Source organism: Staphylococcus gallinarum, from assembly GCF_029774255.1.
Lineage (GTDB): Bacteria > Bacillota > Bacilli > Staphylococcales > Staphylococcaceae > Staphylococcus > Staphylococcus gallinarum.
The window spans coordinates 14254-33690 of record NZ_CP069082.1; the positions used below are offsets into that span (position 1 = coordinate 14254).

Genomic DNA, 19437 nt, shown 5'->3' on the forward strand with positions numbered 1-19437 from the left:
GTCTAGTTAATTTTTAAAATACAGGAAGCAAGTAACTATCAAATTATCATAAGAGGGTAGGGGAGGTGTAACGATATAAAAAAGGTTAAAAATCAAATTAATAGTAGAGTTGTTAAACCTTTTTCTGCCAGGTGGTCTAAATTAATCTGAGTCTATAAAATAATTTAAAATCGCTGTAATAGCAACGTTTTTAGACTGTAGTTTGTCTTACGTAACACATACCAAAGTCTAAAAGATATGGTTGTTTTTAAATGTTTGTAATAGAATGTGAATATCAAAATACATCAACAAGGGGTGAGATGATGAAAGAACATATCACATTTAAACAAGGCGTTAAAGAATGTATCCCCACTTTGTTAGGCTATGCTGGTGTTGGATTATCATTTGGAATTGTCGCTGTAGCCTCTGGCTTTAGTATTCTTGAAATTATATTATTGTGCTTAGTGATTTACGCTGGTGCTGCTCAATTTATAATTTGTACATTAGTCATCTCAGGGACACCCATAACGGCTATTGTGCTTACAGCATTCATAGTTAACTCGAGAATGTTTTTATTAAGCATGACATTAGCCCCGAATTATAAAGATTATGGATTGTTAAATCGGTTAGGGCTTTCTTCGCTTATAACTGATGAGACATTTGGTGTAGCTATCACGCCACATTTAAAAGGTGAGAAGATAAATGATCGTTGGCTACACGGTTTAAATATTACAGCGTATTTATTTTGGACAGTGTCATCTGTTGCAGGTGCTATATTTGGCAAATACATACAACATCCGGATGCTTTAGGATTAGATTTTGCAATCACAGCAATGTTTATCTTTCTAGCGGTTTCTCAATTTGAAGCGGTAAAGCGCTCGCATATTAGAATTTACTTTGTCTTAATTATCTGTGTTGTGGCTATGATGTTGTTGTTCAGTTTATTTATGCCGTCATACTTGGCGATTATTTTAGCTTCAGTTGTTGCGGCAATGCTTGGGGTGGTGATGGATAAATGACGATTTCTCTACATATGCTTATTATTATTTTGTTGTGTGGGTTAGTTACATGGTTAACAAGGGTTATCCCTTTTATATTAATCACGAAAATACAGTTGTCTGAAAAGGTCGTCAAATGGCTCTCATTTATTCCAATTACACTATTCACGGCATTAATTATAGATGGCGTTATAGAGCAACATGACAATGGACTTGGCTACACATTAAATTTCCCGTTTATTATAACGATGGTACCTACAATCTTAATTGCAGTTATCACACGTAGTCTAACCTTTACAATTATTGGAGGCATTTTAATAATGGCACTCTTAAGATGGCTATTTTAAATAATTCATTGATGTAAGAGTTAATATCCGTTAGAATGACAATAATTAGAAAATTATGACATCTTTTATATGAGATGCATATAAATAAAATAAAATCTTATTTCGAGAAGCAGAGGGACTTGGCCCGTTGAAGCTTCAGCAACCGGCTATATAAGATGTAGTACGGTGCTAATACCAACGAGATACTCGAATGATAAGTATAGTTAAACTTCTTACTTATTTTTAGAGTGAGAAGTTTTTTTATTTAAGTAGGAGGTAAAAAATGACAAATTATACGGTTGATACATTAGAATTGGGACCATTTACGACTGAATCTGGTGAAACGATAGCAAATTTGAAGTTACGCTATGAGCATGTGGGTTTTCAAGGGCAACCGCTTGTAGTAGTTTGCCATGCATTAACAGGCAATCATCTGACATATGGTACGAATGAAGATCCTGGATGGTGGCGTGAAATTATAGATGGTGGATACATGCCAATTCATGATTATCAGTTCTTAACATTTAATGTTATTGGTAGTCCATATGGTTCAAGTTCTGCACTCAATGATGTAGATTTTCCTAAACAATTAACGTTGAGAGATATTGTCAAAGCCATTGAACTAGGTATCGAAACACTAGGGTATCGAAAGATTAATATATTAATCGGTGGCTCTTTAGGTGGCATGCAGGCGATGGAACTTTTGTATAACCGTAAATTTGAAGTAGAGAAAGCAGTAATCTTAGCTGCTACTGATCGAACGTCATCTTATAGTCGTGCATTCAATGAAATCGCAAGACAGGCTATTCTGCTTGATAACAAAGAAGGAATGAGTATCGCAAGACAGTTAGGATTCTTAACCTATCGTTCATCAAAAAGTTATGACAAACGTTTCACACCTGATCAAGTAGTTGCGTATCAGAAATACCAAGGCGATAAATTTAAACAACATTTCGCGTCTGAGTGTTACTTAACACTGCTCGACGTCTTAGATAGCCATGATTTAGATAGAGGAAGAGATGACGTGGATGCTGTGTTTGGCTCACTTGATACAAAGGTCATGACAATGGGTTTCACCGATGATTTACTCTACCCAGACGATTTAGTTAAGGCAGTAGGAGAACGCTTTAAATACCATAAACATTTCTTTGTTCCTGATAATGTTGGGCACGATGGTTTCTTGCTTAATTTTAATGATTGGGCACCTAATTTATATCATTTCTTAAACTTATCTAAATTTAAACGTAAATAATATTGAGGTTATTGAATATTTATTGAAATATGGGCAGTGCATAATGACATCTGACGCGTTGTGAGTTGTTATTAGGCATTGCCCTTTTTGATTTTAAAAAAGTTGAAATAATAGATTCGAGAAGTATGGAATTTAGAAGGCAAAAAGCAATGATGGAATAATCATTAATCCATGTAATCAGTAATCTAGTTTGATAGAGACGATTTCTGAATTTGCAGTAAATCAAAGGGGATGTTAAACGATGTTATCAGATCATTAATTCTTCTATATAAAATGGGTCGGTAAAATTGTGTAAAAGATTTAAATTGGTTAAAATGGTAGTTATAGTCAAAAATAGTATAGGAGTGGCGAACTTGTTTTCAAAAATATATCCTAAAGCAACTATTCTTAGCATAATTGCTTTCATAGTAGTAGCTTTAGCTTTACATATATTACCACCGCTAGGACTGGTACTCGCATTATTTGCTACGATACCAGGTATCATCTTATGGCACAAATCAAACGAGTCGTTTGGCTTAGCAGCGGTTATATCGGTTGTCTTAACAACATTATTAGGTAATATATTTGTACTAAGTATATTGGTCCTCGTTATTTTCTTGAGCTTTATCGTAGGCCAATTGTTAAAAGAACGTACGTCAAAAGAACGTATTTTATATGTTACAACTACATTTATGAGTATCGTTTCACTTATCGCGATTATGTTATTACAGACTTTTGATAAATTACCAAAAGCCTCTGCAATCATCAATCCAGTGAAACAACAAATGCATCAACTTATAACAGAGTCGGCAGTCTCCGGAGATTCTAAAATGATTCTTGAAGAAGGTTTCCGCCAATTTGCAGTACAATTACCAAGTTATATTGTGATTGCAGTTTTTCTACTTATATTGATTAATCTTATTATTACATTTCCAATCTTACGTAAATTCAAAGTTGCTACACCAATATTCAAACCATTATATGCATGGCAGATGAAACGCTCGATATTAGTCATCTATATTATTGTGCTGTTTTGTGTTATGTTTGCTACCCAATCGGGTACTTTTCAAAGTGTCGTATTAAACTTTGAAATTGTGTTATCATTATGTATGTATATTCAAGGGTTGAGTGTTATTCACTTTTTTGGAAAAGCAAAATCAATGCCGCTTGCACTTACGATTATTTTAATGGTGATTGGGACAATATTAACGCCATTTACACATATCGTGGGACTCATTGGATTGGTAGATTTATGCTTTAACCTGAAAAGCATCATTAAAAAATGATTTGGGGTGGAAAAATGAACCGTCAATCCACTAAAAAAGCGTTGATTTTACCATTTATTATTTTGGCACTAACAGCAATCGCACTCGTTGTTGTTTGGTTTATCTTTAACCAATTAGTCGCAGGAATTGCGACCGTTGTTTTAGTGTTTGTCATCATAGCAACAGCCTGGATGGTAAGACAAGCTTTTCGGAAATTAGACTATTACGTCAATAATCTCAGTGGACATATTTCTGCAGGTAACAATATTGCTATTAAGACGTTACCTATCGGTATGATTATCTTAGATGAAAATGAAAACATAGAGTGGATGAACCAGTTTATGTCGGATCGTTTGAGTCGTAATGTGATTTCGGATCCAGTTAATGAAGTATATCCAAATATTTTAAAGCAATTAGAAAAAACACAAGAAGTAGAAATTGAAGAGAATGAATATCACTATCGTGTGCGTTATTCAGAAAGTGAACATGTATTGTATTTCTTCGATATAACTGAAGAAGTACAGACAAATGATTTATATGAAGAATCTAAACCAATTATTGCGACATTGTTCTTAGATAACTACGATGAAATTACACAGAACATGAATGATACACAGCGTTCTGAAATCAACTCGATGGTGACACGTGTAATCAGTAGATGGGCAGAGGAACATGATGTTTACTTTAAACGTTATAGTTCAGACCAATTTGTCGCTTATTTAAATCAACGTATTTTAAAGGAAATTGAAGATGCTAACTTTAGCATTTTAGGACAGCTCCGTGAGAAGAGTGTGGGTTATCGTGCTCAACTGACATTGAGTATTGGTGTCGGTGAAGGCTCTGAAAATCTTATCGACTTAGGTGAACTATCGCAATCCGGCTTAGATTTAGCACTTGGCCGTGGTGGTGACCAAGTTGCAATTAAAAACATGAACGGTAATGTACGTTTCTACGGTGGTAAGACTGACCCAATGGAAAAACGTACGCGTGTTAGAGCTCGAGTTATCTCACATGCCTTGAAAGATATCTTAATGGAAGGTGACAAAGTAATTATCATGGGTCATACACGACCTGATTTAGATGCAATCGGTGGTGCAATTGGTGTGTCACGCTTTGCAATGATGAATAACTTAGATGCCTACATAGTATTGAATGAATCAGATATCGATCCAACCTTACGACGTGTAATGGAAGCGGTCAATGAAAAGCCTGAACTTAAAGAGCGATTTATTACTTCTGATGAAGCATGGGATATCATGACCTCTAAGACAACGCTTGTTGTAGTCGATACACATAAACCAGAGATGGTACTCGATGAAAACATTCTAAACAAGGCCAATCGTAAAGTGGTTATTGATCACCATAGACGTGGTGAAAGCTTTATCTCTAGCCCGTTACTAGTGTATATGGAACCATATGCAAGTTCTACAGCAGAGTTAGTGACAGAATTATTAGAATATCAACCAACTGAGCAACGTTTAACACGTCTCGAATCGACAATTATGTTTGCCGGTATCATCGTTGACACACGTAACTTTACGTTGCGTACAGGTTCTAGAACCTTTGATGCAGCAAGTTATTTAAGAGCGCATGGTGCGGATACAATTCTGACACAGCATTTCTTGAAAGATGATATCGACACATATATTAATAGAACTGAATTGATTCAAACAGTTAAGTTACAAGACAATGGTGTTGCCATCGCACATGGTTCGGAAGATAAAATTTATCATCCCGTCACGGTTGCACAAGCTGCCGATGAGCTGTTAAGTTTAGATGGCGTAGATGCTTCTTATGTAGTAGCCAAACGTGAAGATGACGTCGTCGGTATGTCTGCCCGTTCTTTAGGCGCAGTTAACGTTCAATTAACGATGGAAGCCTTAGGTGGTGGCGGTCACTTAACAAACGCTGCAACACAAATTAAAGGTGTAACTGTAGAAGAAGCAATCGATCAACTTCAAGAAGCAATAACAGAACAAATGAGTAGGAGTGAGAATACATGAAAGTAATATTCACACAAGACGTTAAAGGTAAAGGTAAAAAAGGCGAAGTTAAAGAAGTACCAGTAGGCTACGCAAATAACTTCTTATTGAAGAAAAATTACGCAATTGAAGCAACACCAGGAAACTTAAAACAATTAGAACAAAAGAATAAAGCAGCAGAAGCTGAACGCCAACAAGAAATTGAAGACGCTAAAAAGCTAAAAGAACAATTAACTGAACTCGAAGTTAAAGTATCAGCTAAAACAGGTGAAGGTGGTAAATTGTTCGGTTCTGTAAGTACAAAGCAAATCGCACAAGCCTTACTAGACCAACACAATATCAAAATTGATAAACGTAAAATGGATCTACCAAGCGGTATCCACGCATTAGGTTATACCAACGTACCTGTGAAGCTAGACAAAGAAGTAGAAGGTACAATTCGTGTGCACACAGTTGAACAATAATAACGAATTGAAATATGAGGTGTAATCGTAATGGATGGAATGTATGAACAAAATCAAATGCCGCACAGCAATGAGGCTGAACAGTCTGTATTAGGTGCCATTATCATAGATCCAGAATTGATTAACACAACTCAGGAAGTCTTACTTCCTGAGTCATTTTATAGAGGCGCACATCAACACATCTTTAGAGCGATGATGAACCTCAACGAAGATAATAAAGATATAGATGTCGTAACAATCATGGATCAATTGTCACAAGAAGGGCGATTGAATGAAGCGGGTGGTCCGCAGTATCTTGCCGAGCTATCCAATAGCGTTCCGACCACTCGAAACATACAATACTATACAGAAATTGTGTTTAAGCATGCTACCAAACGAAAGTTAATACAAACTGCAGATAGTATTGCGAATGATGGTTATAATGACGAACTTGAATTAGATGCAATTTTAAATGATGCAGAAAGAAGAATCTTAGAACTATCATCTTCACGTGAAAGTGATGGCTTTAAAGATATACGTGACGTACTTGGTGAAGTATATGAAAATGCTGAAGTATTAGATCAAAACAGTGGTCAAACACCTGGTGTCCCGACAGGTTATCGTGACCTAGACCAGATGACTGCAGGGTTTAATCGCAGTGATTTAATTATTTTAGCGGCACGTCCATCAGTAGGTAAGACTGCCTTCGCTCTGAATATCGCGCAGAAAGTTGCGACACATGAAGATCATTATTCAGTTGGAATCTTTTCACTCGAGATGGGCGCCGATCAATTGGCCACACGTATGATTTGTAGCTCAGGTAACGTAGACTCGAACCGCTTAAGAACAGGTTCAATGACCGAAGAGGACTGGAATCGATTTACGATTGCCGTTGGTAAACTATCAAGAACGAAGATATTTATCGATGATACACCAGGGATTCGTATTACCGATATACGTTCAAAATGTCGCCGTCTCAAACAAGAACACGGCTTAGATATGATTGTAATTGACTATTTACAATTAATTTCCGGTAGTGGTTCACGATTTTCAGATAATCGTCAACAAGAAGTATCTGAAATATCACGTACATTAAAGGCGATTGCCAGAGAACTTGAATGTCCAGTTATTGCGTTGAGTCAGTTATCACGTGGTGTTGAACAACGACAAGATAAACGTCCAATGATGAGTGATATTCGTGAATCTGGTTCGATAGAGCAAGATGCCGATATCGTAGCCTTTTTATATCGTGATGATTACTATAATCGTGGCGAGGATGAAGACGACGATGACGATGCAAACTTTGAACCACAGACAAATGATGAAAACGGTGAAATAGAAATTATAATTGCCAAGCAACGTAATGGCCCAACGGGTACCGTGAAATTACACTTTATGAAGCAATATAATAAATTTACCGACATCGATTACGCCCATGCAGAAATGGGCTAACAAAATTTTATAAAAAATATTTTCCGTACGATAAATTGGTTTTGTGCTTAATCGTACGGTTTTTGTTTGTATTTACTTATATTAAAGTTATGGAAGTATGTGTCGTAAAATATTAAAAATGATAGTTAAAACCTTGGTATTAATATGATTAAGCTATATAGAAATAAAATCACTTGCAACAAAGAATTTTGAAAATTACAAAAAATCAATGTTCGATTTTTGTTTGCATTATAACTATGCTATTGGTAGAATACTTAGTGGTTAATTGAGAAAAACTTGGAGGTGCTCATATGTCATCAATCGTAGTCGTTGGGACACAATGGGGAGACGAAGGTAAAGGTAAAATCACAGATTTCTTAGCAGAACAAGCAGACGTTATTGCACGTTTTTCAGGCGGTAATAACGCAGGCCACACAATTAAATTTGGTGGAGAAACGTACAAATTGCACTTAGTACCATCTGGTATTTTCTATAAAGAAAAACTTGCAGTCATCGGTAACGGTGTTGTAGTAGATCCAGTTGCTTTATTAAAAGAGTTAGACGGTTTAAATGAAAGAGGTATTTCTACAGATAATTTACGTATTTCTAATCGTGCTCAAGTTATTTTACCTTATCACTTAAAACAAGATGAATATGAAGAAGAACGCCGCGGAGATAATAAAATCGGCACAACTAAAAAAGGTATCGGTCCTGCTTATGTAGACAAAGCACAACGTATCGGTATTCGTGTTGCTGATTTATTAGATAAAGAAACATTTGAAAAATTATTAAAAGAGAATATTGAATACAAAGATGCATATTTCAAAGGTATGTTTGGTAAATCATGTCCTTCATTTGATGAAATTTTCGAAGCATATTATGCTGCGGGACAACGTTTAGCACCATTCGTAACAGATACAGCAAAAGTATTAGATGATGCATTTGTCGCAGACGAAAAGGTATTATTCGAAGGCGCACAAGGCGTTATGTTAGATATCGACCATGGTACATACCCATTTGTTACTTCTAGTAATCCAGTTGCAGGTAACGTAACTGTAGGTGGCGGTGTTGGTCCAACATTCGTATCAAAAGTAATTGGCGTATGTAAAGCCTATACATCACGTGTTGGTGACGGCCCATTCCCAACTGAATTATTTGATGAAGATGGACATCATATCCGTGAAGTTGGCCGCGAATATGGTACAACAACAGGACGTCCACGTCGTGTGGGTTGGTTTGACTCTGTTGTATTACGTCATTCACGCCGTGCAAGTGGTATCACAGATTTATCTATCAACTCTATTGACGTATTAACAGGTCTTGAAAATGTTAAGATTTGTACTGCTTACGAATTAGATGGAGAAGAAATCACTGAATACCCAGCAAACTTAAAGGACTTACAACGTTGTAAACCAATCTTTGAAACATTACCAGGTTGGACAGAAGATGTCACAAGCTGTCGTTCACTAGATGAATTACCAGATAATGCACGCAGATATTTAGAGCGCATTTCTGAACTATGTAACGTGAAGATTTCAATCTTCTCAGTAGGTCCAGACCGTAATCAAACAAACTTATTAGAAGATTTATGGGAAGCATAAATCATTAAATAATAAAGAAAACACCTTGTAGTATCCAGTCACTTGATAAAGTAAAGTGCCTATGGAAATTACAAGGTGTTTTTAGTTTTTAATAATTAAACTTGGGGACAAAACTCATTGCGAAATTCAAAAATACGATCAGCAGCCAAGACATAACCTGGTTTATCACTGTGTTGATCATCCTTAATGTTAGCGATATTTGCTTTATATTGTTCTAGGTGTTCTAACATGGCTTGTACCGTTTGCTGTAATTCAGCAGGTGTCATTGTTTCAGCATCTAAACGTTGTCCTAATCCTAAATCTTCAATTTGCTTAGAAACGACGGGTTGGTCAGCACTTTGAGGAAATGCTAACATCGGCACACCCATTTTCATGGCTTCATTTGTACTATTCATACCCGCATGTGTTAAGAATAATGAGGTATGCTGTAAGAGCTCTACTTGAGGCACTGTTGGCTTGATAATAAAATTGGATGGTACTTCATTGAAATCATCCAAACTGTTCTCATTCCCTATTGAAACGACTACAGTAGCGTCAATATCCTTTAAAGCTGTAAAACATTTATTAAAGAATGGAATATTTTGATTAAAAATTGTACCTAATGAAATATAAATGACTGGACGACTTGTATCAAGTTCATCCATAAATCCTGAATCTGTAGGTTCTAAGACAGAAGGACCAGCAAAGTAAAATTGAGAATTATCAAATGATTGATAGTCGAGTTGGAATTTTTTCATAATATAAGATAAGTGTAAATCTCCTGGATTATACATGACTTCAAAACGATTCGGTACAGAAACATCATATTTAGCTTCAATTTGCTTTCTTAAAGTTTCAAAGTGTGCATCAGATTTCGCGATATCTTCTGAATCGATTGTAGCTGCAATTGCATTTAAAAATTGGTCGAAACTTTCTTTATTATGTGCGAATGATGTCACTGATGAAATTGCAGGAATATTTAACTTCTGAGCTAATAATCTACCACAACCAAACATCGAGTCATAAATCATATAATCATAATGCTCATCTTTAGTTTCTTCAATAAGGCGAGGTAACATCATATCAACAGTATTTAATAAACCATTCACTACTTGGTATAAATTATCCTTGCCAAATTCTCTAAACGCTTCAATCATTTCATCCGTATTAAATGTACGTATCTCTACACCAGTGTCATTCAATTTATCTTGAAATTGATCACTCGCATAATATACAATTTCTTCACCACGTGTCACCAATTCCTTACATAACGCAGCAGTTGGATTAATATGTCCAGAAGGACCAGGATTAATAAATAATACTCGTGCCATTTAATTTCCTCCTAAAAAGCTTTAATTTGTTACCGTATTAATTCTAGATGAAATAAATTTTATTTTCTAATAATTTATATTCATTTAGTAATTTTAATTTTAAAAAATAAATTATTAAGCATCGTATATGCATTGATGATAGATGACGGCACAATTTGATGTATTGTATGTTATATCATATGTAAGAGATATGTAATCAGTACATACTTGATTGTTAATAAGTTAGAAAATGCTTGTTAAAAAAGCTTGGAAGTCGTTGAATTAAAGACGATAACCAGTAAAAAATATGTTTTGCACACTTTATACAATTAAGTTAGAAAATTATACTTAAAAAAGTTTAAAAAAGAGCTTGTCTTTCATGATGAGAGTTGCTATAATTTATTTTGTGCTTAAGACAGGCTCCTTGGTCAAGCGGTTAAGACACCGCCCTTTCACGGCGGTAACACGGGTTCGAGTCCCGTAGGAGTCACCATTTTTTTAGGTCTCGTAGTGTAGCGGTTAACACGCCTGCCTGTCACGCAGGAGATCGCGGGTTCGATTCCCGTCGAGACCGTATTGCCCATCCAATAGGATGGGCATTTTTTTATGTGTAAATATCACGCTGCATTAACATTAAGTTAATTCGAGCGTATATGGATGATTAAACGTGAATGTATAGCGAACAAAATCATACAATCAAACAACTCAAATCTATAAGGTGATTTCTGCATTAATATCTGTAGGAATCATCTTTTGTTTATATGTTAAAGTAATCTGCTACTACTAAAAAATATAACAAGATAATAACTTTTATTTACAAGTTGGCAATTTAACGATCCGATTTTAAAGTTATTGAGAAAGAAACACCTACCTTAAGGCGAATTACAGTCCCTTTTCCTAAGAATGTAGTATGCTTGAGCATAAGTAGTGTAGTTAAATTGATCTATAATAGCAAAATGTATATAAATTGAGAAATAGCACTTTAGTTACTATGTGTAGTCATACATGCTATTATAATACAATCTACAAATATAACTTTTTATTTACAACAATAGAATTAGACCTTTATAAATGGTAAATTATATAATAAGGAACTGTGTAGATTCTGAAATAAAAAGTACTACAATTTAGAAATGAGGTTTATAAATATGGCTAGAAAAGTTGTTGTAGTCGATGATGAAAAACCAATTGCAGATATTCTTGAATTTAATTTAAAAAAAGAAGGCTACGAAGTATTTTGCGCCTACGACGGAAATGATGCGGTAGACCTAATATATGATGAAGAACCAGATATCGTATTACTCGACATTATGTTACCAGGTCGAGATGGTATGGAAGTATGCCGTGAAGTGCGTAAGAAATACGAAATGCCAATCATTATGTTAACAGCAAAAGATTCAGAAATAGATAAAGTGTTAGGTCTTGAACTTGGCGCAGATGATTATGTGACGAAACCATTTAGTACACGTGAATTAATCGCTCGTGTTAAAGCCAATTTACGCCGACACTATTCACAACCAGCACAAGAGGTGAATGATACATCAAACGAAATCGTCATCAAAGACATCGTCATATACCCAGATGCTTATTCTATTAAAAAACGTGGCGATGATATTGAATTAACACATCGTGAATTTGAATTATTCCATTATTTGTCTAAACACATGGGACAAGTTATGACACGTGAGCACCTTTTACAAACCGTATGGGGCTATGACTATTTTGGTGATGTACGTACAGTGGATGTAACGATTAGACGTTTACGTGAGAAGATTGAAGACGATCCATCTCATCCTGAATATATCGTGACACGTCGTGGTGTCGGATATTTCTTACAACAACATGATTAGAGGACGTCATCGATGAATTGGCTCAAACATTTTCAATCCTTACACACGAAGCTTGTTATCGTCTATGTATTGCTGATAATTATCGGTATGCAAATTATCGGTCTATACTTTACCAATAGTCTAGAAAAAGAATTAACACAAACATTTAAAAACAATATCTCGCAATATGCGAAACAAATTGAGATTAATATAGAAAAAGTATATGACACAGACAGTGGTAACGGCGTCAATGCGCAAAAAGAAGTTCAAAACTTATTAAACGAGTACGCTAATAGACAAGAAATAGAAGAAATCCGTTTTATTGATAAAGATCAAATTATTATGGCCACTTCAAAGCAGTCTACCCACAGTCTAATTAATCAAAAAGCGAACGATAGCTCCATCCAAAAAGCACTTTCTTTAGGAGAAATCAATAGCCACCAAGTATTAAAGGATTACGGTAATGGTAAACAACGTGTATGGGTTTATAACTTACCTGTTAAGACATCCAATCATGGTACGATAGGTGACGTCTATATAGAAGCAGATATTAACGACGTATTTAATCAACTGAGTAACATTACGCAAATCTTTATTGTCGGTACAGGTATTTCGTTGTTAATCACAGTTATTCTTGGATTCTTTATCGCGAGAACGATTACCAAGCCAATTACTGATATGAGAAACCAAACGGTAGAAATGTCGAAAGGTAATTACACGCAACGTGTGAAGATTTACGGTAATGATGAAATCGGTGAATTAGCACTCGCATTTAACAATTTGTCAAAACGAGTACAAGAAGCACAAGCCAATACCGAAAGTGAAAAACGTCGTCTAGATTCAGTCATTACTCACATGAGTGATGGTATTATTGCGACCGACCGTCGTGGACGTGTACGTATCGTTAATGATATGGCACTGACAATGATGGGCACCGTTAAAGAAGATATTATCGGACATTATATGTTAAATGTCTTAAAATTAGAGGAAGACTTTTCACTAGATGAAATTCATGAAAATAACGACAGCTTCTTATTAGATATTAATGAGGCTGAAGGTATTATTGCGCGTGTTAACTTCAGCACAATCGTGCAAGAGACTGGCTTTGTAACGGGGTATATCGCCGTGCTACATGATGTTACTGAACAACAACAAGTAGAACGCGAACGTCGAGAATTCGTAGCCAATGTTTCACACGAATTACGTACACCATTGACATCTATGAATAGTTACATTGAAGCATTAGAAGAAGGCGCGTGGAAAGACGATAACTTAGCACCACAATTCCTCTCAGTTACTAGAGAAGAAACAGAACGTATGATTCGTTTAGTAAATGATTTACTACAATTGTCTAAAATGGATAATGAATCAGATCAAATTACTAAAGAAATTGTCGACTTTAACATGTTTATTAATAAGATTATTAATAGACATGAAATGGCAGCTAAAGATACGACATTCATTAGAGAAATTCCAAATCAAACAATCTTCACAGAAATTGATCCAGATAAGATGACCCAAGTGTTCGACAACGTCATTACTAACGCCATGAAATACTCACGTGGCGAAAAACGTGTAGAGTTTCACGTGAAACAGAATGCCTTGTATAACCGTATGACTATTCGAGTTAAGGATAACGGTATTGGTATTCCAATCAATAAGGTAGATAAGATTTTTGATCGCTTCTACCGAGTGGATAAAGCACGTACACGTAAGATGGGTGGTACAGGTCTAGGACTAGCTATTTCCAAGGAAATAGTAGAAGCGCATCATGGACGTATTTGGGCTAACAGTGTAGAAGGACAAGGTACATCTATCTTTATTACACTGCCATGTGAAGTATTAGAAGATGGTGATTGGGATGCGGAGTAAAGAGTTCATTAAATCCATTATCCTACTAATCCTTGTTCTTATGAGTGCCGTGCTCACTTATATGACCTGGAACTTCTCACCTGATTTGACGAATGTCGATAAACAAGAAGACAGTAGCGAAGATAGACCACATACAATTGGGAAACCAATGAAAGATGGTATGGAACAAGTAGTCACACCTTACCAAGTGATTCATTCACAAGGTGAAAAGACCAAAGGCATGGAAGCAACAAGACAAAATATCAAAGACATTATTAAACCATTAAAGAATCAACGCGTGACACAATCAGAACAAATGCATAGTAATCACAATCTGATTATTCCAGATTTAAGCGATGATTTTCTCGTGTTAGATTTCACATACGACATGCCATTAGCGACCTACTTAGGTCAAGTACTAAACGTGAACGCTAAAGTACCAAATAATTTCAAATTTAACCGTTTACTAATCGATAAGAGTATAGATGGTAAAGTGAAACTATATGCGATAAGCAAAGATAGACACAACGTCGTACGTATGGCTACGACTGCTAAGCAAAGCAAATTCACTAAACAATTGAAAGCAATGCAGTCGAGTCTACAACCTTATACAGAAATCATCACCAACAAAGACACGATAGATAAGGCAACACATATCTTTGCGCCAAGTTCACCGAAAAAGATGAAATCATATCATACAATCTATAATCATATTAGTGTAGATACAATGAATGCCATCCTATTTAATGATTCCGTTGTCGTGCGCAGTTCGAAAAGCGGTACTACGACTTACAATAATAATACCGGTGTGGCTAATTATAACGATGAAACTGAAAAATATCGCTATACTAACTTGTCAGAAGATGAAAATCGTTCAACAAACATGAAAGACAGCATTCCAAGTACATTTGATTACCTCAACAATCACGGAGGTTTCACCGACGACTTTAGACTATTTAGTACAGATAACAAGAAAGGTGACCTAACATATCAAATGTTCCTCAATGGACGTCCAACATTTAACGATGATGACCTGAACAATATCAAGATTGCATGGGGCGACAAAGGTGTCTTTAGTTATGCACGTGCATTGCTTAAGACCAATGTAACCATTGATAGTGGTGAGTCTGAGAAGCGGTTACCTGGTGCTGAAACCGTACGTTCAGAATTAGCTAACAATCCTAGTATTGATTTTGAAAAGGTAACCGATATGACGATTGGTTACAAAATGGAAAATCAACCAGATAAAAGCAATATTGAAATTCAACGTAATAGTGAGTTCAAACCACAATGGTACATCGAATACGAAGGAAAATGGCGACCATATACAGATGGGAGGCTAGAATAAATGAACTGGAAACGCGCAAAAACACTCTTTATTTTCGTCTTTATTCTAGTTAACATTAGCCTCGTGATTATCTATGTTGATAAAGTTAATAAATCACATATTAATGATAGTGATGACGAAAATGCAGTAAACTTTAAACAAGAAGAAATTCAAATCCCAGAACACTTACCTAGCGTTAAAGACTTGAAAATGCAGTTACTCACTGCGCGCTCATACGATTTCAGTTCATACGTTAAATCACATTCTGACGTTTCTAGCGCTAAATCTGGCGGTACACTTAAAGGCGAGATTAGTGATGCAATAGACGTTAGTAATGATCAATATACAGGATTAAAGACCTACGCTAAAGATCATATATATAAAGGCGAAGATTATGAAATGAGTAAGATTGATGACGATAGCGTAACCTTTGAACAAACGTATGATAATTATCCTATTATGAACAATAATCGAGCACGCTTGAAATTTAACGTGAATGATAGTGGCAAAGCGTCTAGTTATACACAAACAGCTATGAAATCAATTGAGCCATCGAAAGGTGCAAATAACGATAAGAAACAAGTTATTACAGCTAGAAGCGCAATAGAAGCCTTGTACTATAATCGTTACTTGAAACGAAATGACGAAGTAACCAATGCAAGATTAGGCTACTATACCGTTGTTAAAGAACCGAACGTTCAAGTATTAGAAGCCAACTGGGAAATTAAAGTAAAACATAAAGACGAAATTAAGACCTACTACGTCGAGGCAGTCTCAGATAGTCCAAAAATTATTGAAGAATAAGCTTTGTGATAGTGTCGTGAGAGATAAATTGCAAAGTTTAGAATTTTCGTAGTAGACATATAATGAAATTGACAGTAACATTTGGGATATAAATCCTGGATCATTACCAGTAAATGAATTTTGATATGCTCCCTTTAAAGTAGACATTTGTAAAATGAATACTTTGAAGGGAGTATTTTTATTAATATAACTTCGTATAGTTTGCTCACTTTCTCAGTATGCCTTTTTATTTTTTGTACTGTTGAGTTAGGTGGATTTGTTGAAAATAGTTAAAAGCATTCTATAAAATATGATAAAATATTTATATAAAATAGATTGAATGAACGGATTAAAAATGATATAAAATCATTAACATAATTGCGAATAAAATTATGGGTAATCGAGATTGAGATAACATACACATACAAATAGTCATATTGCCAGAGCAACTGGTGCTATGTAAGAAGTAGATATAAAAAAGGAGTTTATAAGATGCGAATAAGTCAGTTCAAACCAAGAACATGGTTTATGATCAGTAGATGGATATTATTTTTAATATTTACGCTATTATTATTTTTCGCAGATTGGTTTAAACCACAATATAGTATTGGATTTTTACTTATTATTTTTATGCTGGATATTGTTATGTGGTTATTTTTCCCTAAAACAAAGCAAACTAATACCAATCAAAATGAACAAGAATAATGTTAAATAGGTAATAAGCATTAGTTTTAATTGAAATAAATTGATAATTGTAAATATAAGCAGATACTTCTTTGAATTTCTGAGTTAGATAGCCATCTATAACTTCAAAAATATGTTAGAATTATATACTGTTAAACAAAATGATTGAAGCATACAACAAATCTTCGATAACGTATAACTATATGTAATCAATAACGGATTTATTATAGTTGGTTTTGATGAATGAGATAAAATAATTATTGTGTGTAGCTATTTTAAAAGAATGAATTAATGGCAGAAATCATAGCACAATAAAGCAAAAACAAGAGGTCAGGCATATTGAGGGCACATAACCCGAAGTCTGTCCTTATAACTAAAAATGAAAAAGTGTTTATAGATTAGAAAGGGTGAATCGCTTGATACGAATGAGTGTATTAGCGAGTGGTAGTACAGGAAACGCCACTTATGTAGAAAGTGATAAAGGCAGCATACTTGTCGACGCAGGTCTGACAGGCAAGAAAATGGAAGAGTTATTTGGACAAATAGATAAAGAAATAAAAAATTTAAACGGTATTCTAGTGACACACGAACATTCTGATCACATCAAAGGATTAGGTGTACTTGCACGTAAATACAATTTACCAGTTTATGCGAATGAAAAAACGTGGTCAGCCATCGAAAAGAAAGATAATAAAATACCAATGGATCAGAAATTCATTTTTAATCCATACGAAACGAAATCCATTGCAGGTTTCGATATTGAGTCATTCAACGTATCACACGATGCAATAGATCCACAGTTTTATATTTTCCATAATAACTATAAGAAATTTACGATTATAACAGATACAGGCTACGTTTCAGATCGTATGAAAGGTATGATTCAAGGCAGTGATGCATTTATCTTCGAGAGCAACCACGACGTAGATATGTTACGCATGTGCCGCTATCCATGGAAGACCAAGCAACGTATCCTAAGCGACGTTGGTCATGTATCAAACGAAGATGCAGGTCATGCCATGACAGACGTTATTACAGGTAATACGAAACGCATTTATCTATCGCATCTGTCACAAGACAACAATATGAAAGACCTAGCTCGCATGAGTGTAGGACAAGTACTTAACGAACACGACATCGATACAGAACGTGACGTCATGCTGTGTGATACTGACAAAGCACAAGCAACACCAATATATACACTATAAGTCAGAGAGCCCCAACCATTAATGTTAGGGGCTCTTATTTATATCTATGGAAGTTAGTAAGAGCATGTTTTAGTGGAGTTTAGATATGGAGAAGGTTTGGAAAAGGTATCTAATTAGCGTTGAAGAGGATTTTTGAGAAATTAAGACATTGCGTGATGGGGAAGTCATAAGAAGCTCAGATTTAGTTATTTAAAAGATTAGAATACAGTTTTTTATAATGGTATGAAAAAGTGAGGGTTTCACTTACTATGCAGAAAATTAGAAATAGATACTTATGACTATAAATTATCAACAGAAACAGAAAATTGAATATTGTAATATTCAGTTAACTAATAAATATAAATTAAAAATAGTAGTAGAAATACTTTTAAATAAGGATTTGTGTTAAGAAATTGTAAATAATGTGAATAACTATGTAAGACAACCACCAACTTATCCACTATTTTATTCAAGGTTATCCATAGATGTGCACAATTCACATGTGGATACCCACATTATACACAGAGTTATCCACAAATATACAGGTTATCCACGCTTTTTGTGTGTATAAATTGTAAAAAGCATTAATTTTCAATATACATTCTTGTTATAATAAGAGGGAACAGTGTGAATAAGTTAATAACTTGTGGATAAGTCTAATAACTTTTAATGCTATACACATATTTGGAGGATAAAAATGAAAATCACAATACTCACAGTAGGTAAATTAAAAGAAAAATACTGGAAACAAGCAATAGCAGAATATGAAAAGAGATTAGGAGCGTACTCCAAAATAGAAATAATTGAAGTACCAGATGAAAAAGCCCCTGAGAACATGAGCGATAAAGAAGTGGAACAAGTAAAAGAAAAAGAAGGGCAACGTCTTTTAGCTAAAGTAAAACCACAATCCACAGTCATTACATTAGAAATTAAAGGCAACATGCTAACATCAGAAGGCTTAGCCAAAGAACTAGAAGGACGCATGACCCGTGGACAAAGCGACTTTACATTTGTTATAGGCGGATCAAACGGCCTACACCAAGACGTGTTAAATCGCAGTGACTATGCACTATCATTCAGCAAAATGACCTTCCCACACCAAATGATGCGCGTAGTCTTAATAGAACAAATATACCGCGCATTTAAGATCATGCGAGGAGAAGCGTATCATAAGTGATGCGGTTTTTTAAGCCGGACTATTATATTTAGTTGAGGTTTTTATTATAAAGAG

The 19437-nt window shown here is 35.1% G+C and carries 16 protein-coding genes, 2 tRNA genes and 1 riboswitch; of the genes, 17 read left to right on the plus strand and 1 reads right to left on the minus strand.

Annotated elements, in window-relative coordinates:
- Positions 1 to 302: 302 nt before the first annotated feature.
- The 8 genes from JN168_RS00050 (at position 303) to JN168_RS00085 (ending at position 9256) form a co-directional block, all read left to right on the plus strand.
- Positions 303 to 998, plus strand: a complete 696-nt coding sequence (locus JN168_RS00050) for an AzlC family ABC transporter permease (RefSeq protein ID WP_042737799.1) — start codon at positions 303 to 305, stop codon at positions 996 to 998.
- Positions 995 to 1324, plus strand: coding sequence for an AzlD domain-containing protein (locus JN168_RS00055; protein ID WP_042737800.1), 330 nt, complete (start codon positions 995 to 997; stop codon positions 1322 to 1324). Before JN168_RS00050 ends, JN168_RS00055 begins: the two co-directional genes overlap by 4 nt.
- Before the next feature lie 94 nt (positions 1325 to 1418).
- A riboswitch (SAM riboswitch) is annotated at positions 1419 to 1524 on the plus strand.
- Positions 1525 to 1586: 62 nt separating this feature from the next.
- Positions 1587 to 2555, plus strand: a complete 969-nt coding sequence (gene metX / locus JN168_RS00060) for a homoserine O-acetyltransferase MetX (RefSeq protein ID WP_279526004.1) — start codon at positions 1587 to 1589, stop codon at positions 2553 to 2555.
- Positions 2556 to 2893: 338 nt separating this feature from the next.
- Entirely contained in the window at positions 2894 to 3820 is a 927-nt protein-coding gene (locus tag JN168_RS00065) for a DUF2232 domain-containing protein (protein ID WP_279526259.1), read from the plus strand.
- A 14-nt stretch (positions 3821 to 3834) separates the two neighbouring features.
- Positions 3835 to 5802 (plus strand): DHH family phosphoesterase, encoded by a 1968-nt coding sequence (locus JN168_RS00070; RefSeq protein WP_042737803.1) that lies wholly within the window; start codon positions 3835 to 3837, stop codon positions 5800 to 5802.
- Positions 5799 to 6245 carry a 50S ribosomal protein L9 gene (rplI, locus tag JN168_RS00075; RefSeq protein WP_042737804.1) on the plus strand — a complete coding sequence of 149 codons (447 nt, stop codon included), beginning with the start codon at positions 5799 to 5801 and terminating at the stop codon, positions 6243 to 6245. The genes JN168_RS00070 and rplI overlap by 4 nt, the downstream gene beginning before the upstream one ends.
- 30 nt (positions 6246 to 6275) lie before the next feature.
- On the plus strand, positions 6276 to 7676 hold the full coding sequence (gene dnaB, locus JN168_RS00080) for a replicative DNA helicase (protein ID WP_042737805.1): 1401 nt from the start codon (positions 6276 to 6278) through the stop codon (positions 7674 to 7676).
- A 290-nt stretch (positions 7677 to 7966) separates the two neighbouring features.
- Complete coding sequence (locus JN168_RS00085; protein WP_107512268.1) at positions 7967 to 9256, plus strand: adenylosuccinate synthase; 1290 nt, start codon at positions 7967 to 7969, stop codon at positions 9254 to 9256.
- A 95-nt stretch (positions 9257 to 9351) separates the two neighbouring features.
- Here the strand turns inward: JN168_RS00085 and JN168_RS00090 are convergent, their stop codons facing one another.
- Entirely contained in the window at positions 9352 to 10566 is a 1215-nt protein-coding gene (locus tag JN168_RS00090) for a macrolide family glycosyltransferase (RefSeq protein WP_279526005.1), read from the minus strand.
- Between the two features lie 397 nt (positions 10567 to 10963).
- Between JN168_RS00090 and JN168_RS00095 the strand changes: the two genes are divergently transcribed.
- The 9 genes from JN168_RS00095 (at position 10964) to rlmH (ending at position 19383) form a co-directional block, all read left to right on the plus strand.
- Positions 10964 to 11038: transfer RNA gene (locus tag JN168_RS00095), tRNA-Glu, on the plus strand.
- Between the two features lie 8 nt (positions 11039 to 11046).
- A tRNA-Asp gene (locus JN168_RS00100) sits at positions 11047 to 11119 on the plus strand.
- A gap of 574 nt (positions 11120 to 11693) precedes the next feature.
- Positions 11694 to 12395, plus strand: a complete 702-nt coding sequence (gene yycF, locus JN168_RS00105; protein ID WP_042737808.1) for a response regulator YycF — start codon at positions 11694 to 11696, stop codon at positions 12393 to 12395.
- A 12-nt stretch (positions 12396 to 12407) separates the two neighbouring features.
- Positions 12408 to 14246 carry a cell wall metabolism sensor histidine kinase WalK gene (gene walK / locus JN168_RS00110; RefSeq protein WP_107512266.1) on the plus strand — a complete coding sequence of 613 codons (1839 nt, stop codon included), beginning with the start codon at positions 12408 to 12410 and terminating at the stop codon, positions 14244 to 14246.
- Positions 14236 to 15573, plus strand: coding sequence for a YycH family regulatory protein (locus JN168_RS00115; protein ID WP_042737810.1), 1338 nt, complete (start codon positions 14236 to 14238; stop codon positions 15571 to 15573). The genes walK and JN168_RS00115 overlap by 11 nt, the downstream gene beginning before the upstream one ends.
- On the plus strand, positions 15574 to 16356 hold the full coding sequence (locus tag JN168_RS00120) for a two-component system regulatory protein YycI (protein WP_042737811.1): 783 nt from the start codon (positions 15574 to 15576) through the stop codon (positions 16354 to 16356).
- Between the two features lie 471 nt (positions 16357 to 16827).
- Positions 16828 to 17040 (plus strand): hypothetical protein, encoded by a 213-nt coding sequence (locus JN168_RS00125; RefSeq protein ID WP_229366751.1) that lies wholly within the window; start codon positions 16828 to 16830, stop codon positions 17038 to 17040.
- A 386-nt stretch (positions 17041 to 17426) separates the two neighbouring features.
- Complete coding sequence (locus JN168_RS00130) at positions 17427 to 18227, plus strand: MBL fold metallo-hydrolase (RefSeq protein WP_107589867.1); 801 nt, start codon at positions 17427 to 17429, stop codon at positions 18225 to 18227.
- Between the two features lie 676 nt (positions 18228 to 18903).
- Positions 18904 to 19383, plus strand: a complete 480-nt coding sequence (gene rlmH / locus JN168_RS00135) for a 23S rRNA (pseudouridine(1915)-N(3))-methyltransferase RlmH (protein WP_279526006.1) — start codon at positions 18904 to 18906, stop codon at positions 19381 to 19383.
- Positions 19384 to 19437 lie beyond the last annotated feature (54 nt).

Coding starts and splice junctions, on each gene's coding strand:
- JN168_RS00050 (WP_042737799.1), top strand. CDS start 303: ATGAAAGAACATATCACATTTAAACAAGGCGTTAAAGAATGTATCCCC.
- JN168_RS00055 (WP_042737800.1), top strand. CDS start 995: ATGACGATTTCTCTACATATGCTTATTATTATTTTGTTGTGTGGGTTA.
- metX (WP_279526004.1), top strand. CDS start 1,587: ATGACAAATTATACGGTTGATACATTAGAATTGGGACCATTTACGACT.
- JN168_RS00070 (WP_042737803.1), top strand. CDS start 3,835: ATGAACCGTCAATCCACTAAAAAAGCGTTGATTTTACCATTTATTATT.
- rplI (WP_042737804.1), top strand. CDS start 5,799: ATGAAAGTAATATTCACACAAGACGTTAAAGGTAAAGGTAAAAAAGGC.
- dnaB (WP_042737805.1), top strand. CDS start 6,276: ATGGATGGAATGTATGAACAAAATCAAATGCCGCACAGCAATGAGGCT.
- JN168_RS00085 (WP_107512268.1), top strand. CDS start 7,967: ATGTCATCAATCGTAGTCGTTGGGACACAATGGGGAGACGAAGGTAAA.
- JN168_RS00090 (WP_279526005.1), bottom strand. CDS start 10,566: ATGGCACGAGTATTATTTATTAATCCTGGTCCTTCTGGACATATTAAT.
- yycF (WP_042737808.1), top strand. CDS start 11,694: ATGGCTAGAAAAGTTGTTGTAGTCGATGATGAAAAACCAATTGCAGAT.
- walK (WP_107512266.1), top strand. CDS start 12,408: ATGAATTGGCTCAAACATTTTCAATCCTTACACACGAAGCTTGTTATC.
- JN168_RS00115 (WP_042737810.1), top strand. CDS start 14,236: ATGCGGAGTAAAGAGTTCATTAAATCCATTATCCTACTAATCCTTGTT.
- JN168_RS00120 (WP_042737811.1), top strand. CDS start 15,574: ATGAACTGGAAACGCGCAAAAACACTCTTTATTTTCGTCTTTATTCTA.
- JN168_RS00125 (WP_229366751.1), top strand. CDS start 16,828: ATGCGAATAAGTCAGTTCAAACCAAGAACATGGTTTATGATCAGTAGA.
- rlmH (WP_279526006.1), top strand. CDS start 18,904: ATGAAAATCACAATACTCACAGTAGGTAAATTAAAAGAAAAATACTGG.